Annotated in this window: 16 protein-coding genes and 1 pseudogene; 10 read left to right on the forward strand and 7 right to left on the reverse strand. The window is 33.5% G+C overall.

Features of this window, described 5'->3' with window-relative positions:
• Positions 1-81 precede the first annotated feature (81 nt).
• Genes HND39_14905 through ispE form a run of 3 tightly spaced genes read left to right on the forward strand, consistent with a single transcriptional unit; the run spans position 82 to position 2,930 of the window.
• The gene (locus tag HND39_14905; GenBank protein ID QKJ97470.1) at positions 82-1,194 is read left to right on the forward strand and encodes a glycosyltransferase family 9 protein; all 1,113 of its coding nucleotides are present in this window, start codon (positions 82-84) and stop codon (positions 1,192-1,194) included.
• A 16-nt stretch (positions 1,195-1,210) separates the two neighbouring features.
• On the forward strand, positions 1,211-2,095 hold the full coding sequence (locus HND39_14910) for a homocysteine S-methyltransferase family protein (protein QKJ97471.1): 885 nt from the start codon (positions 1,211-1,213) through the stop codon (positions 2,093-2,095).
• Positions 2,076-2,930 (forward strand): 4-(cytidine 5'-diphospho)-2-C-methyl-D-erythritol kinase, encoded by an 855-nt coding sequence (ispE, locus tag HND39_14915; GenBank protein QKJ97472.1) that lies wholly within the window; start codon positions 2,076-2,078, stop codon positions 2,928-2,930. Before HND39_14910 ends, ispE begins: the two co-directional genes overlap by 20 nt.
• Here the strand turns inward: ispE and HND39_14920 are convergent.
• On the reverse strand, positions 2,923-3,864 hold the full coding sequence (locus HND39_14920) for an LD-carboxypeptidase (protein ID QKJ97473.1): 942 nt from the start codon (positions 3,862-3,864) through the stop codon (positions 2,923-2,925). The two genes, ispE and HND39_14920, sit on opposite strands and share 8 nt — an antisense overlap.
• A gap of 218 nt (positions 3,865-4,082) precedes the next feature.
• On the opposite strand from HND39_14920, the pseudogene HND39_14925 reads away from it, so the two are divergent.
• The 7 genes and pseudogenes from HND39_14925 (at position 4,083) to HND39_14955 (ending at position 10,731) form a co-directional block, all read left to right on the forward strand.
• A pseudogene (locus HND39_14925) lies at positions 4,083-5,036 on the forward strand (hypothetical protein).
• A 136-nt stretch (positions 5,037-5,172) separates the two neighbouring features.
• Complete coding sequence (locus tag HND39_14930) at positions 5,173-5,970, forward strand: glycosyltransferase family protein (GenBank protein QKJ98027.1); 798 nt, start codon at positions 5,173-5,175, stop codon at positions 5,968-5,970.
• 31 nt (positions 5,971-6,001) lie between these two features.
• Positions 6,002-7,336, forward strand: a complete 1,335-nt coding sequence (locus HND39_14935; protein QKJ97474.1) for an aminotransferase class III-fold pyridoxal phosphate-dependent enzyme — start codon at positions 6,002-6,004, stop codon at positions 7,334-7,336.
• Position 7,337: 1 nt separating this feature from the next.
• Complete coding sequence (locus HND39_14940) at positions 7,338-8,162, forward strand: SDR family oxidoreductase (protein ID QKJ97475.1); 825 nt, start codon at positions 7,338-7,340, stop codon at positions 8,160-8,162.
• Between the two features lie 263 nt (positions 8,163-8,425).
• Positions 8,426-8,953: an HAD-IIIA family hydrolase gene (locus HND39_14945; protein ID QKJ97476.1), complete on the forward strand. Its 528-nt coding sequence runs from the start codon at positions 8,426-8,428 to the stop codon at positions 8,951-8,953.
• Positions 8,954-8,984: 31 nt separating this feature from the next.
• Complete coding sequence (locus HND39_14950) at positions 8,985-9,857, forward strand: N-acetylneuraminate synthase (protein QKJ97477.1); 873 nt, start codon at positions 8,985-8,987, stop codon at positions 9,855-9,857.
• A 70-nt stretch (positions 9,858-9,927) separates the two neighbouring features.
• The gene (locus HND39_14955; protein QKJ98028.1) at positions 9,928-10,731 is read left to right on the forward strand and encodes a sterol desaturase family protein; all 804 of its coding nucleotides are present in this window, start codon (positions 9,928-9,930) and stop codon (positions 10,729-10,731) included.
• A 61-nt stretch (positions 10,732-10,792) separates the two neighbouring features.
• Here HND39_14955 and HND39_14960 read toward each other — a convergent pair whose 3' ends face one another.
• From HND39_14960 to HND39_14985, 6 genes are read right to left on the reverse strand one after another with little or no spacing between them, the layout of a single operon-like run.
• Positions 10,793-10,933: a hypothetical protein gene (locus HND39_14960; GenBank protein QKJ97478.1), complete on the reverse strand. Its 141-nt coding sequence runs from the start codon at positions 10,931-10,933 to the stop codon at positions 10,793-10,795.
• Entirely contained in the window at positions 10,905-11,489 is a 585-nt protein-coding gene (gene phoU / locus HND39_14965) for a phosphate signaling complex protein PhoU (GenBank protein QKJ97479.1), read from the reverse strand. The genes HND39_14960 and phoU overlap by 29 nt, the downstream gene beginning before the upstream one ends.
• Positions 11,490-11,517: 28 nt before the next feature.
• The gene (locus tag HND39_14970) at positions 11,518-12,276 is read right to left on the reverse strand and encodes a phosphate ABC transporter ATP-binding protein (protein QKJ97480.1); all 759 of its coding nucleotides are present in this window, start codon (positions 12,274-12,276) and stop codon (positions 11,518-11,520) included.
• 11 nt (positions 12,277-12,287) lie between these two features.
• Positions 12,288-13,235 (reverse strand): phosphate ABC transporter permease PstA, encoded by a 948-nt coding sequence (gene pstA / locus HND39_14975; GenBank protein ID QKJ97481.1) that lies wholly within the window; start codon positions 13,233-13,235, stop codon positions 12,288-12,290.
• Between the two features lie 11 nt (positions 13,236-13,246).
• Positions 13,247-14,224, reverse strand: a complete 978-nt coding sequence (gene pstC / locus HND39_14980; protein ID QKJ97482.1) for a phosphate ABC transporter permease subunit PstC — start codon at positions 14,222-14,224, stop codon at positions 13,247-13,249.
• Positions 14,225-14,246: 22 nt separating this feature from the next.
• A complete protein-coding gene (locus HND39_14985; GenBank protein ID QKJ97483.1) occupies positions 14,247-15,344 on the reverse strand; it encodes a hypothetical protein in 1,098 nt (365 codons plus the stop codon).

The following is a 15,344-nucleotide window of genomic DNA, read 5'->3' on the forward strand; positions in this document are numbered from 1 at the left end:
TTTTTTTTATGCTTAATTTTGTAATGAAATAGTAAACAATGCTATTTCAAAATTACAAATAATTGATTGATGGATTAAATAATGCCAAAAGAAATTCCTGCTTGTAAAAGATTTTCAGGGTATAAACCATGTTTTCCAGATCATAACTGCTGGGAGGATGGATGCAAGGATTACATTCCTGTCGGGAAAAAGATTCTGATAATAAATCTCGATGCGATGGGCGATGTGTTGATGACAACTGCTCAACTGCCATCAATAAAACGGAAATATCCTGAATCAACTATTTACTGGATAACTTTAAAAAATGCTGCTCCCCTTCTTCTCAACAATCCTTTGATTGATCACGTTTATAATTTTGATGCAAGTTCTTTACTAATACTTCAACAAATGAAATTTGACTTTGTGATGAATGTTGATAAATCTCAGCAATCTTGTGCTTTATTGAATAGTATTAATGCTCAACAAAAACGTGGATTTGGTTTGAATGAAAATGGTAAAATTATCCCAGTTAACGAAGGTGCAAATTACAACTATAAACTTGGTATGGATGATCATTTCAAATTTAAAATTAATCAAAGAACTGGTCAGGATTATTTAGCTGAAACGTTTGAACTTGATTTTAAAAGAGATGAATACATTCTTGAACTAACACAAGATGAAAAGGACTTTATAGAAAAATATAAAAAGAAGGTTGGTATCGGAAAAAAAGATAAAGTGATTGGATTCAATACAGGCTGCTCCGAGTTATACCCAAACAAAAAAATGACTATCGAACAACATATTTATCTGATACGAAAATTATTGAAGAAGAAATACAAGATTATTTTACTCGGCGGTCCAGAGGATACAACACGAAATAAAGAAATCTATTCACACTTTAATGGTAAAATTATAAATTCGCCAACAACAGAAGGTTTAAGACGAGGTATTTGTTACGAAAGTATTCCAGATATAATAGTTACGGGTGATTCTCTTGGAATGCACATAGCTATTGGTCTAAAAAAATATGTCATCGTATGGTTTGGTGTAAGTTGCTGGACAGAAATTGATTTATATGAACGTGGGGTTAAGCTGTTTCAGGAAGATTTGTTCTGTTCTCCCTGTTGGAAGAAACAATGTCCATACAATCTTGAGTGCATAAAGATGATTGATCTTGATAGAATTATTTTGGAGATAGATAACTATTTTAATTAGCTCATAATATCATTTGATGATTACTACAAATCCATTTCAAAATATTAACCAAAGAAATAAACCATTATTACTCGATGGTGCAATGGGTAGCTATCTCCAACAGAAAGGATATGAAACGGATGATGTTTTATGGACAGCAAAACCTAATCTTATTCAACCTGATGCTATCAGGAATATACACAAAGATTATATTGATGCGGGAGCAGATATAATAACAACCAATACTTTCAGAACAAATCCAGCAGCTCTCTTAAAATCTGGAATCAATGATCTTTCTGTATATGTGAGCGAAGCAGTGAGTTTAGCAAAACAAGCAACCGAGGGAAAAAAAGTTTTGATCGCTGGTTCAAATCCTCCAGCAGAAGATTGTTATCAGAGAGCCAGAGCTTTGACTAATAATCAACTTGAGATGAATCATAAACAACATATTGATTTACTTATAGATAACGGGGTTGATTTTATTTTAAATGAAACTCAAAGTCATTTAGATGAAATCAAGATAATTTGTCAACACTGTGATGGGAATGCAATCCCATATGTCCTCAGTTTATATCTTGATGAAAAATTAAAATTGTTATCAGGAGAAAGTTTTGAATTTATTATTTCATTTTTAAAAGAACATAATTCGTTGGCGATTGGTATAAATTGTATTTCCCCGGAATTATTTACAAGAATAGTTGGGAGCATAAATTTACCAGAGAACTGGGGTTTTTATTTAAACTGCGGAAGCGGCAAACCAACTGATCATATTATTCATTGTGGTGTTTCACCTGATGAATACATTAAGTTGGTAAAGGAATCACTTCAATTTCATCCTTCATTCATCGGTGCATGTTGTGGATCTTCTCCAAAACATATTAGAAAAATCAGAGATTTTCTTGATGAGCGGTATAGCAGTTAATTCACCAGCAAAAATTAATCTCGGTTTGAACGTAATCCGCAAGCGTAATGATGGCTATCATGATATTGAAACAATTTTTCTTCCTCTTCTTTTATGTGATACCATCACATTCGCAAAGTCAAATGAGCTTAAGCTAAAAACCAATTCGGATTTATTAAACAATAGCTCTGGAAATTTGGTGCTAAAAGCAATTGAGCTTTTGGGAAGAAGTACTAAATCAGAACTTAAGTTAAAAGTATTTGTCAACAAAGTAATTCCTATCGGAGGAGGGTTAGGAGGCGGAAGTTCAAATGCAGCGATTACGCTTAAGACTGTGAATAAAATTTATAATCTTGGTTTGATTAGTGATGAATTATTCCAACTTGCTCTTGAACTTGGTTCTGATGTTCCATTCTTTCTTAATCCTGTAACTTCATTCGCAGAATCCAGAGGAGAAATTCTTCAACCATTGAAATTTGAAGTACCCTACCCTATTCTAATCGTCAATCCAGGAATAAAGATTGACACAAGTTGGGCATTTAGCAAAATTCATCCGTCAAAGCCAAAGAAAAGTTTAAAAAATTTAATTGCAAATGATTCAGTTGATTTATCTGAGTTACCAGAAATAATAAATAATGACTTTGAAAAAATAGTGTTCGGAGAATTTCCGGTATTATCTGTTATCAAAGAAAGTCTGTATTCTTTCGGAGCTCAATTTGCTTCAATGAGTGGAACAGGATCTACAGTTTATGGGATCTTTTCCAACCTTCAGAAAGCTCATTGGGCAGAAGAATATTTCAAACAGAAATATTTTACCTTTCTCAATAACCCGTTTACAATTGGTTCAATCACCTGACACCGCTTTCAAGAAATTCAATTATTCCTTTGTCAGCATTTACATTAATTTTAATCCCTATTGGAAATGTTATAATATTTTTAGAATGTCCGTGGGGAAATGAATGAATTACAGGAACTTTCAATTCACCAAAATAATCTTTCAAAACTTCAGTGAGAGTCAAACTCTTTTTCTTTTTATCCGATTCTTCGCAATCAATGAAATTTCCAAGAATGATTCCATTAACTTCAGTAATAATTCCACTTAATCTTAATTGATTTAACATCCTGTCAATTTTATACGGAGGTTCACTTATTTCTTCAAGAAAAAGGATATTATTTTTCAAAGATGGCAAATATCGTGAACCAATCATTGCAGTAAGAACTGCTAAATTTCCACCAATCAATCTGCCTGAAGTTATTCCTGTTTTTTGTTTTGAAATAATTTGGTACTTAGAAAAATTAATTTCGATTGATTTATTTTGAGATGTAACCGAAAACCAAAAGTTCTCTTCAGTAAACTCGCTTATTTCACTTGCAAAATTTGAAGCTACCATCGGTCCTGCAAATGTGATTAAGTTTGCTTTCTGGAGAAACGCCATTTGCAGTGCAGTTATTTCACTAAAGCCAACAAAAATTTTGGGATTCTTTTTGATTATCTGATAATCAATTTTATCTAGTAATCTGAATGCACCATAACCACCTCTTAAACAAATAATCGATTTAACTTTTTTATTGCTGAACATTTGATGAATATCATCAACTCTTTCTTTATCACTTCCTGCTAAATAACCTCTTGTCTTTCCAAGGTTTTTCCCAGGTAAAGTTCTAAATCCAAAACTCTCAATATATTTAATACCCTTTTCGATTAATGAATGATCATTTGGAGTGGAAGCCGGAGAAATTATTCCTATTAAATCTCCGGATTTTAATCGATTCGGTTTAGTATAAGACATTTTAATTTTGATATAAATAAATTGTTTTGCAAATAATACTTAACAAATTATACTTTTATTGATTTGTCAGATAACAGAAAAAATATGTCAGTTAAATTTACTTCTGTGATTTTAATCAAAGTTAATTCCGATTTTTATTAAAAAATTTTTTTTCACTGTTTAACGAAAAATTATTTTTTATATTTGTTACTCAAAAGTAGTTATCCTGATGTAATAAAATGAAATCAAAAAAAATTTTATATATATGTGGTTCGATGAATCAAACCACACAAATGCACAAGATTTCTCTCCAACTTCCGGAACACGAAGCTTATTTTAGTCCATTCTTTGCGACAGGATTTCTTGGTTTTTTAAATCGATTAAGATTGGTTGAGTACACAATCTTAGGCGAAGTGTTTCAGAAAGCCACTCTAAATTATATCAAAGAAAATAATTTGAAATTAGATTACAGGGGCAAAAGTGATGACTACGATCTTGTAATGATTTCACAAGATATAACTATGCCACGCAATATTAAAAAATTCAAAACTATTCTTATTCAGGAAGGAATGACTGATCCACCTGATTGGAGATATCATGTGACGAGGTTTTTACGTCTTTATAGATGGTGTGCTAGTACCTCAATGACCGGGTTATCACATCAGTACGACAGATTCTGCGTTGCCTCAGAAGGATTTAGAGAACAGTTTATTGACAGAGGAATTAATCCGGATAAGATTCGGGTTACAGGAATACCAAACTTTGATAATTTAATTGAAATGAGAGAACTAAAATTCGAGCATAAAAATTTCGTTCTGGTTGCTACATCTGACATAAGAGAAACACTAAAATATGAAAACAGAAAAAAGTTTATCAGATATGCACTCAAAATAGCAAATGGAAGAAAACTAATATTTAAACTTCACCCGAATGAGAATGTAAAAAAACGAAAAGCAGAAATTAAAAAACACGCACCAGATGCTCTGGTTTATGATGGTGTAAATATCGACCCATTGATTGCAAATTGTGATGTATTCATTACAAGATTTTCAAGTACTATCTTTCCTGCTTTTGTTTTGGGAAAGGAAGTTCATTGTGATATTCAAAATGAAGATTTAAAAAGATTAATCCCCATTCAAAATAATGGAATATCAGCAAAAAACATCGCAGAAGTAGCAAATGAATTATTAGAATCACCTCAACCTGTTTTCAGAAAAAAAGAGAAAAGCAAGTATCATTCGGATATAATAAATAATCTGAAGTTTCTTTTAAAACGTAAACCAATTCAGACAAATCTGGAGAATTAATTAATTTAGTTTGACTACATCAATTAAAATTGTTACAATAATTCAGGCGAGGATGAGTTCGTCCCGATTACCGGGAAAAGTAATGCTTCCTCTTACTGGTAAACCTCTGATTTTAAGAATGTATGAACGTGTTGTATTGTCAAAATTTTCGGGTAAAATCGTAATCGCAATTACGGACGAAATGATTGACGATGAACTTCTCAAAGTCTGCACACAAAATATTATTGAAACATTTCGCGGAAATTCATTTGACTTGTTGGATCGGCATTATAAAACAGCAAAGAAATATCAGGCTGAAGCTGTAGTAAAAATTCCTTCAGATTGTCCACTGATAGATCCCGAAATTATTGATAAGGTAATACAGCATTATATTAACAATATTGAAAAATATGATTATGTAAGTAATCTTCATCCGGCAAGTTACCCTGATGGTAATGATGTGGAGATAATGAGTTTCGATACATTGGAAAACGCATGGATAAATGCTAAGAAGAATTTCGAACGCGAACATACGACGCCATATATATGGGAAAACCTTGATAATTTTAGAATCGGTAATGTTCTTTGGGAAACAGGAAAAGATTACTCAATGACACATCGATTTACAATTGATTATAAAGAAGATTATGATTTCATTAAAAAAGTTTATGACGAGTTGTATTATGAGAATCCTAAATTTGGATTGGATGATATACTTAATCTTCTTGAAAGAAAACCAGATATAAAAAAAATTAATCAAATGTATGCAGGTGTAAATTGGTATAGAAATTATATCAATGAATTAAAAACTATTACACCTGAACAAACAAAAAGTATTTAGAATTTTATTAATCATAATAATGAATTGAATCATGCCAAATAAAGTTGAGTTCAATAACGATTATCCTTCAATAAAAAAATCGGATGAATATTTCAAAATCGCAGTTGAATTAATTCCTGCTCAAACACAGACTTTAGCTAAAGGAACCGGGCAAAATGTCAAAGGCGTTGCGCCAAAATATTTACAGCGCGGAAAAGGCTCACATGTTTGGGATGTTGACGGTAACGAGTACATTGACTATACAATGGGTGTTGGACCTCTTTCACTCGGTTATGCGTATGATAAAGTTGATATCGCAATCAAAGAACAATTAAAAGATGGTATTACTTTTTCTTTAACTCATCCACTTGAAGTGGAAGTTGCTGAATTAATTCATCAAATAGTCCCAAATGCAGAAGCCATTCGTTATAGTAAGTCGGGAGCAGAAGTAACATCTGCTGCAATTAGAGTTGCAAGAGCATTCACGAAACGAAATAAAATTTTATGCTGCGGATATCACGGCTGGCACGATTGGTATATATCAGTAACCGACCGAAATGCCGGTATTCCACAAGTCATTCAGGATTTAACATTTACATTTAACTACAATGATATTCAATCCGTAATTGATTCAATTGATGATGATACGGCTGCAGTTATATTAGAACCATTTGTTTTCGAAGCGCCGAAAGATAATTTCTTACAAAAATTAAGAGACATCTGCACTAATAATGGAACTCTTTTAATATTTGATGAAATGTGGACAGGTTTTAGAATTGCACTTGGTGGTGCACAGGAATATTTTGGTGTTAAAGCAGATCTTGCTTGCTTCTCAAAAGCAGTTGCTAATGGAATGCCAATTGGAATTCTCGCCGGAAAAAAAGATGTGATGAGTGTTCTTGAAAAAGATGTATTCTTTTTCACAACTTTTGGTGGTGAAGCGTTATCATTGGCAGCAGCAAAAGCCACAATTAATGAATTGAAAGAAAAAAATGTTCCAGCTTATCTGGCAAAACAAGGCGGAAAGTTGAAAGTTGGTTACAATAAAATTGCCCACGAATTGAATATGCGTTATACAAAATGTATTGGCTATGAATGCCGCTCTCTGATTACTTTCGATGCTTCGGCTGGAAATCCACTTGAAATGAAATCATTAGTTCAACAGGAAATGATTAAACGAGGAATTCTCTGGGGAGGATTTCACAATATGAGCTTTTCTCACAGCGATGAAGATGTTGATTACACATTAAAAGCATACAAAGATGTTCTGCCGATATTAAAAAAAGCTGTTGATGAAAAAAATATTGTCAAATATTTGAAGGGCGAACCGGTTGAACCTGTCTTCAGAAAAATAAGTAACTTTAATACAAAGCCGAAGAAAAACTAAAGTGTCAGTTGAAAATAAAATTTCTGAATTATTCTCACTCAAAAATAAAGTTGCAGTTGTAACTGGTGCAATTGGATTACTGGGAAAGAATCATTGTCATGCACTTGCTGAAGCCAGTGCTCATGTTATAGTTGCAGATTTGGATAAAAATGAATGTGAAAAATTTGCTTCTTCCCTTTCGGGAAATGCTTCTGGATTTGAAGTCGATATTACGAATAAAAAATCTATAATTGATTTGAAGGAAAAAATTATAAACAAATTTGGAAAGATCGATATACTTGTGAACAATGCAGCTATCAATGATAAATTTAACGATCCTGTATCTGCAATCGAAGAATCAAAATTTGAAAATTATCCTGTTGAGATGTTCAGAAAATCTCTTGATGTAAATGTAACCGGAATGTTTCTTTGTTCGCAGGTTATTGGAGCTGAAATGGCAAATAAAAGTTATGGAAGCATTATTAATATCGCATCAACTTATGGTATTGTTGCACCTGATCAATCTATTTACAAAAATGAAAAAGGTGAACAAACTTTTTATAAATCAGCAGCATATCCCGTTACGAAAGGTGCAGTTATTTCTTTCACAAGATTCCTTGCAGCTTACTGGGGAAATAAAGGCGTGCGTGTAAATACTTTATCACCGGGTGGTGTAAAAGATAATCAGGAAGAATTTTTTGTGAATAACTATTCAGCGAAAACACCACTTGGGCGAATGGCTCATCCAAATGATTATAAAGGAGCCTTAATCTTTCTTGCAAGTGACGCTTCAAGTTATATGACTGGCGCAAATCTTATTGTTGATGGAGGTTGGACAGCATGGTAATTGTTCTTTACCCTGAACTAGTTTCAGGGTCTTTATTGAATTACCATTTTAATAATTTGACTATTAGATGTTGAAACGAGTTCAACATAAATTATTTTGATGGAGGTTGGACAGCATGGTAATTGCAGTTTGTCATTCCGAATCTGCCTTGCTGTCAAGCAGGCTTGTTTCGGAATCTATTTCTAAAAATTTAAAGATGCTGAAACAAGCCTGCCTACCGCAGGCAGGTTCAGCATAAATTCTGTTGATGGAGGTTGGACAGCATGGTGATTGATAATCAATTAATGAAAAAAAATATCCACCTGAAAGAAAAGCTTGAAAAAATAAAATTAGTATTAACCGATAACGATGGTGTATTAACAGATACCGGAGTATATTATTCAGCAAAAGGTGAAGAGTTGAAAAGGTTTTCTATTCGTGATGGAATGGGAATTGAACGACTTAGAAAATATGCAAATGTTGAGACCATTATCATCACTGGTGAGGAATCTGGCTCTGTTAGAGCAAGAGCAGAAAAACTTAAGATGAAAGAGTACTACCTTGGCGTGAAGAAAAAAGAGGAAGTCCTGTTAGAAATATTAAAGAAACATAATCTGACAGTGGATGAGATAGCATTCGTTGGTGACGATTCAAATGATGTCGAAATCATGAAGCTCGTTGGTTTCAAAGCTACACCATCCGATGGTATGAACTTCATAAAAGAAATCGCTGATTATATTTGTGAAAATAAAGGTGGCAATGGTGCTTTCAGAGAAGTAGCTGAACTTATTATATCATCTAAATCAAAATAATTTTTTATTCTGTTTTGAAAGAATATATTTTATGCGATCAATAAATACCAGCAAAATAAAAATTGGTGATGGTCATCCGGTTTTTATTGTAGCAGAAATCGGAATTAACCACAATGGTTCATTAGACATTGCAAAAAAATTAATAGAAGGCGCAAAATCCGCTGGATGTGACGCTGTGAAATTTCAAAAAAGAACTCCTGAAATCTGCGTACCGAAAGATCAGTGGAATATTGAAAGAGACACACCATGGGGAAGAATGACATACATTGATTACAGACATAAAGTTGAATTTAATAAAGATCATTATTCTGTAATTGATAAATATTGTAATGAAAATAATATCATCTGGTTTGCATCCTGCTGGGACGAATCAGCAGTAGATTTTATTGAACAATTTGATGTCCCGATTCATAAAACGGCGTCAGCTTCACTTACTGATACAAACCTTCTGATGAAACATAAAAACATTAATAAACCAACGATCGTTTCTTCAGGTATGTCAACTATTGAAGAAATTGAGGCTGCTGAAAAAATATTTGAGAAGAAGAATCTACTGATAGCACATTCAACCTCATCTTATCCTTGCCGGAATGAGGAGCTGAATTTAAAGATGATCACTACTTTAAGAAATAAGTATCCTGAAATACCTATTGGTTATTCCGGTCACGAAACAGGATTAGCACCAACCTGGGCTGCTGTTTCACTTGGGGCAAACTTCGTTGAGCGACATATCACACTTGATAGAGCGATGTGGGGCAGCGATCAGGCTGCGTCGGTTGAAATTGAAGGATTTCATCGTCTTGTAAGAAACATTCGCGATATCGAAATTGCTTTGGGTGATGGTGTTAAAAGAGTTTACCCGAGTGAAATGAACGCAAGAGAAAAATTAAGAAGAATTAAATGAATTCAGCTGGATAGATATGGCAGGTGTTTTTGCAGATATAACTCATTGGATTCAAAACTACTTTACAAATATGTCCGATGCAGAACTATATTCAACTTTTATAATTATTGGAGCAGCAATAATTTTTATCATCGCTGAAAGAATTTGGCCATATACAAAAGGTCAGAAAGTTCTGCGTGAAGGATTCTTTGATGATCTTGCTCTTTATACAATTGCGCAGAGTTACCTACTCGGTATTTTAATTTTCACTTATGTTATAAATTTTATTGATTCTTCTACTGGGCTTTCCAGATTACAATTATTCAGAGAAGTTCCAATCTGGTTTCAATTGATTTTCTTTTTAGTTACTCACGATCTTTACATTTACTGGATGCATCGCTGGCAGCATAAGAATAAATATTTATGGCGGATTCATGAAGCACATCATTCACCTAAAAAAGTTGACTGGCTTTCTGGATCTCGTTCGCACGCATTGGAGATTTTGATTAATCAGACAATAGAATTTCTACCCATCGTTTTGCTTGGTTCTCCTCCTGAGGTGATTGCATACAAAGGAGTGTTAAGTGCCGTTTGGGGAATGTATATTCATTCAAATTTGAATATGCACACAGGCAAACTGCAGAAGATTATTAACGGACCAGAAATGCATCGCTGGCATCATTCAACCGGTAAAGGAAGAAACAGAAACTTTGCCACAAAGCTTGCAATCTGGGATTGGATATTCGGAACTGCTTTTCTCCCCGAGACAAAACCGGATGAGTATGGTCTTAAAACTTTCTTTCCGAAGCACTATCTAATACAAACATTATTCGCATTCCGGACTTTCAAGAAGACAGGAAAAAATCAGCAGGCAGAAACCGAAAGCATTGTGTAATTCATATTAAGAAAAAATATTAATAGATTATTCAAGGATTTATAAATCAACAGAAGAATCTTTATGCTTCGTTTTCATTTTTATCTTCGTTGAAAAGATATTTTTGGTGTTTATGTTTTACGAAATGGGCTTCAACAATAAAGAAAACATCCTCTGCAATATTTGTACAGTGATCACCCAATCTTTCTAATTGTCTTGACATAAAAAAGCAGTACGACTCCGCTTTCAATATTGTTCTTGTCTTGTTTCATTATCTCGACAAGAATTTTATGGTTATCCATATTTAATTTATCAAGTGCATCATCCAATTCAATTACTGATTTAGCAAGTACTTCATTTCCCTGAATATATGAATCTATTGCATCATTAAGCATCTGTTTTGAAATTTTAAACATTTCATCAAGTTTTGTTTGATTAAAAAACATAGGTTTTTGTTTAATCATCGTCATGTATTCAGCGATGTTAACAGCAATATCACCAATTCTTTCAAGGTTATTATTGATTGTGAGAGAAGACATTATAAATCTCAAATCGAATGCGACCGGTTGTGTAAGTGCAAATATTTTCTGACATATTTTATCTATTTTATTATCATATTTATCAACCTTACTATCTTTTTCAATTACCAGCATTGATAATTCAAGATTTTCATCTTCCACTGATTTAATAGCAGATTGTACCTGCTCATCGACAAGGCTGCACATTTTTATCACTCTCGATTTCAATTTTTCAATATGCTCGTCTAATAATCGCTCCATCATTTCTCCTAATTATTAGTTTAAAAAATTACCCGAATCTGCCTGTAACATAATCCTCAGTTTGTTTTCTTGAAGGATTTGTAAATATTTTTGTTGTTCGGTCATACTCAATTAACTCACCAAGGTAAAAGAATGCAGTTTGATCACTTACTCTTGCAGCTTGCTGCATATTGTGAGTGACAATTACAATTGTGTATTGTTTCTTCAAATCATGGATCAGTTCTTCAATTTTAGCTGTGGAAATCGGGTCTAATGCACTTGCAGGTTCATCCATCAGAATAATTTCAGGTTCAACTGCGAGTGCGCGGGCAATACAAAGTCTCTGCTGCTGTCCGCCTGATAAACTCAATGCATTTTCATTTAATCTATCCTTAACTTCATTCCAGATAGCAGCCTGGTTCAATGTTCGTTCAACAATTTCATTTAGTATTTTTTTATCTTTTATACCGTTTATCCGTGGACCGTAAACAATATTCTCATAGATAGTTTTTGGAAACAGGTTTGATTTCTGAAATACCATTCCAACATTTTTTCTCAGATTAACTATATCTAATGACTTATCATAAATATTTACACCATCAATGAAAACTTTACCATCAATTTTAACATTATCAATAAGATCATTCATTCTATTTATCACCCGAAGAAAAGTAGATTTGCCGCAGCCGGACGGTCCAATGAATGCAGTGACCCGTTTTGCAGGGATATTAATCGAAATATTTTTAAGAGCCTGCTTCATACCGTAGAACAAGTTTAAATCTTTAGCAATTATTTTAATTTCTTTCATAAACTTTAAGATTATAATCTTCCCAATAGTTTCCTGAATCGGTATCTGAAAATTATTGCTGTGATGTTTAATAAAAATGTAAGCACAATTAATACTAATGCCGAACCGTATTGAATCGGTAAAGTTTTGGTCGGATTCGACGATTGAGTAGCCATTATAAAAATGTGATAAGCCAGATACATGAATTGTTCAGCAGGATTTATCATTGGTATGCAGTATTCACCAATACAAATATCAGCAACCGGCAAATTTGGTAAGAAGAATGCAGCCCCAAGAAACAAAATTGGAGCTGTTTCACCTGCGCCACGACTAATAGCTAAAATGGTTCCTGTTAATATTCCAGGTCTCGCTTGCGGTATTACTACATTTTTAATTGTCTGCCACTTAGTTGCACCTAAACCATAAGAAGCGTCTCTATGTGATTTTGGAACTGAGTTGAGTGCTTCAAGAGTAGAAACGATTACAATCGGTAAAACAAGAACAGCTAAAGTTGCTGAAGCCCAGAGTAATGCCGGTTGTCCGAAGAGTAATCCTGTTTGTAATACACTATCAAGGTTTTTTCCTATGAACAGAATAAAAAATCCCAACCCGAATAATCCAAAAACTATTGAAGGAACTCCTGCAAGATTATTAATTGATGTTCTGATTAATCTTGTGAAAAGCGAATCCTTTGCGTATTCATTTAGATAGATTGCTGAACATACACCTAATGGAACTGCAAAAAGAACCATCAATAATGTCACTGCGATTGTTCCAAAAATAGCCGGACCAATCCCGCCTTCTGTCATATTATTTGTAGGCTCATCTATCAGAAAATTTAAAGAGATGACACCAATACCTTCGACAAAAATTTTACCAAGAAGCAGTATAAGTAAAATGACAAGTGCGTAGAATGTGAACCTGACAAGACCAAGAGATATAAAGCCAGCTAAATCTATTTTTCGTTTTTTAAGCTCCATAATAAACCGGATTAAAAAGTATTCTTCTTTCTCATTTTATTGATGATAATCTCAGCTATCAGGTTGAGAATGAACGTAATAGTAAATAAAACAATTCCAATAAAGAATAAGGAATAATAATGATCAGAACCCTGGGACACTTCACCCATTTCTGCAGCGATCGTTGCAGTCATAGTTCTCACACTTAAAAAAATATTTGCAGTTACATTTGCAGCATTACCAGCACACATTAGTACGATCATAGTTTCACCGATTGCTCTTCCAAATCCAAGAAGAATGCTTGCTGAAATTCCGCTGAATGCTGCAGGGAGAATAACTTTGCTTATTGTTTGCCATTTGGTTGCGCCTAATCCATAAGAAGCCATTCTCAATTCATTTGGTATTGAATGAAGTGCGTCTTCCGTTAAAGATGCAATTATTGGTATGATTACAAATGACAAACCTATTGCTGCGACAAAAGCATTTAGCCGGTTTGCAGGATTTAAAAGATCATTAAAAAAACTTGCGCCGACAACAAGCATAATAAACCCGAGAACAACGGTGGGAATTCCTGCAAACAATTCAATCATCGGTTTCAGAAATTCTTTGAACTTCGGATTAGCAACTTCTGAAAGATAAATTCCGGCACCAACTCCAAGTAAAGTTGAAATAATCGTTGCAGGAAAAGCAGTAAGAAAAGTTCCAATCAACATTGGAATCAGCGAATATCTTGGTTCTTCAGAAGTGGGATACCATTGTAATACTCTTTCAATGTTTCCGTGGGCATCGGTTCTGTCAAGATAAAGAAAGTCCAATAAACCGATATGGTCTAAAGCTTTAAATCCTTCTTTGAAGAGAAAAACAAAAATCAAAATGATAAAGATTAAAGCCATAGTACCGTTTACAGCAAAAAAGAATCGTATCAGTGATTCCTTTAATCGAGTGTTACCCGCGATCTTTTTACCGTATTTTGAGTTTATTGCTTTATCGAAAAAATCTTTTTCTTCCATTTAACTTAAAGTCTGGTCGTGGTTATAGAAATTCATAGTAAAATGTAATTCTGCCAGTTAATGAAGGATTGATTGAAACTCCGTTGACAGGGTGTTCATAAGTTTCAAATAAAATATTTGGAGTGATTGAAACTTTTTCGTGCAAAATAAAACTTAATCCTAAAACAAAATAATTTCTTGCATCACCAGTAAAATCACCCGAGATGTTTGGATCAAAATAATCGTACCTCCCTACTCCTGCAAGTAATTCTGAAAATCTGTACCATCCGAATAATGATATTCCGAGAGCATTACGATTTGATATTTTATAAACATCATTATCAAATTGAATAACATCATTAACTGTGTTCTGTAAAAATGATTCAACACCGATAGAAAAGTTTTTTGGAATTTTGTAACCTACAAAAATATCGGTTGTGAGCGCATCATTTCTAAAACTTTCTTCAGGCAATGAGCTGAATGTTTTATCTGCTTTAAATCTATAATCTCCGTAAACAGTGATATCAATGTTCTCAGAAGGTTTAAGATCAATGTGTGCATAAGACCTTTTGTACCTGTCAGTTTCCGTATCAACAGTAATTCCATTACCATACATCAAACAATAATTGATAGTTCCACCGCTATTAAGTTTTCCTTTGAGTGCAACACCAAAATCTCTGGAACTTACAATACCTCTTAAATCCATGATAGTTTTTTCAAGTGAACGATATCCCCAATAATCTTCAGCAACGTCAAAACTCGGAGGCGGTTGTATTCCAAAAATCATATTGCTTCCCTCAAATATATCTTTCCATTTTAAAAATGCGTCCTTCACAAATATTACAAAAAGTGTGGAGTTTACTCCGACTTGAGTCTGTGATTCAAGCCTGAATCGTGTACTGAATTGTTCTGAGATTGTATAATCATACGTGAAGAAAATTCTTCTGAACTGAAAACCATTCAGATCCTTTTGCCCTGTTTGTGCTTTATAACTGATATCATCTATAGTAGAATCTCGCAAGACATTATAAAAATAATCTCCGAACATAAGTCCTGAAAATTTTCCACCTTGTTCATTCTGTGCTGATGCCTGTGATATGAACAAAAAATAAAACAATAAAACGGTACAAATATTTTTCAT

It is taken from the genome of Ignavibacteriota bacterium (genome assembly GCA_013285405.1).
Lineage (GTDB): Bacteria > Bacteroidota > Ignavibacteria > Ignavibacteriales > Ignavibacteriaceae > IGN2.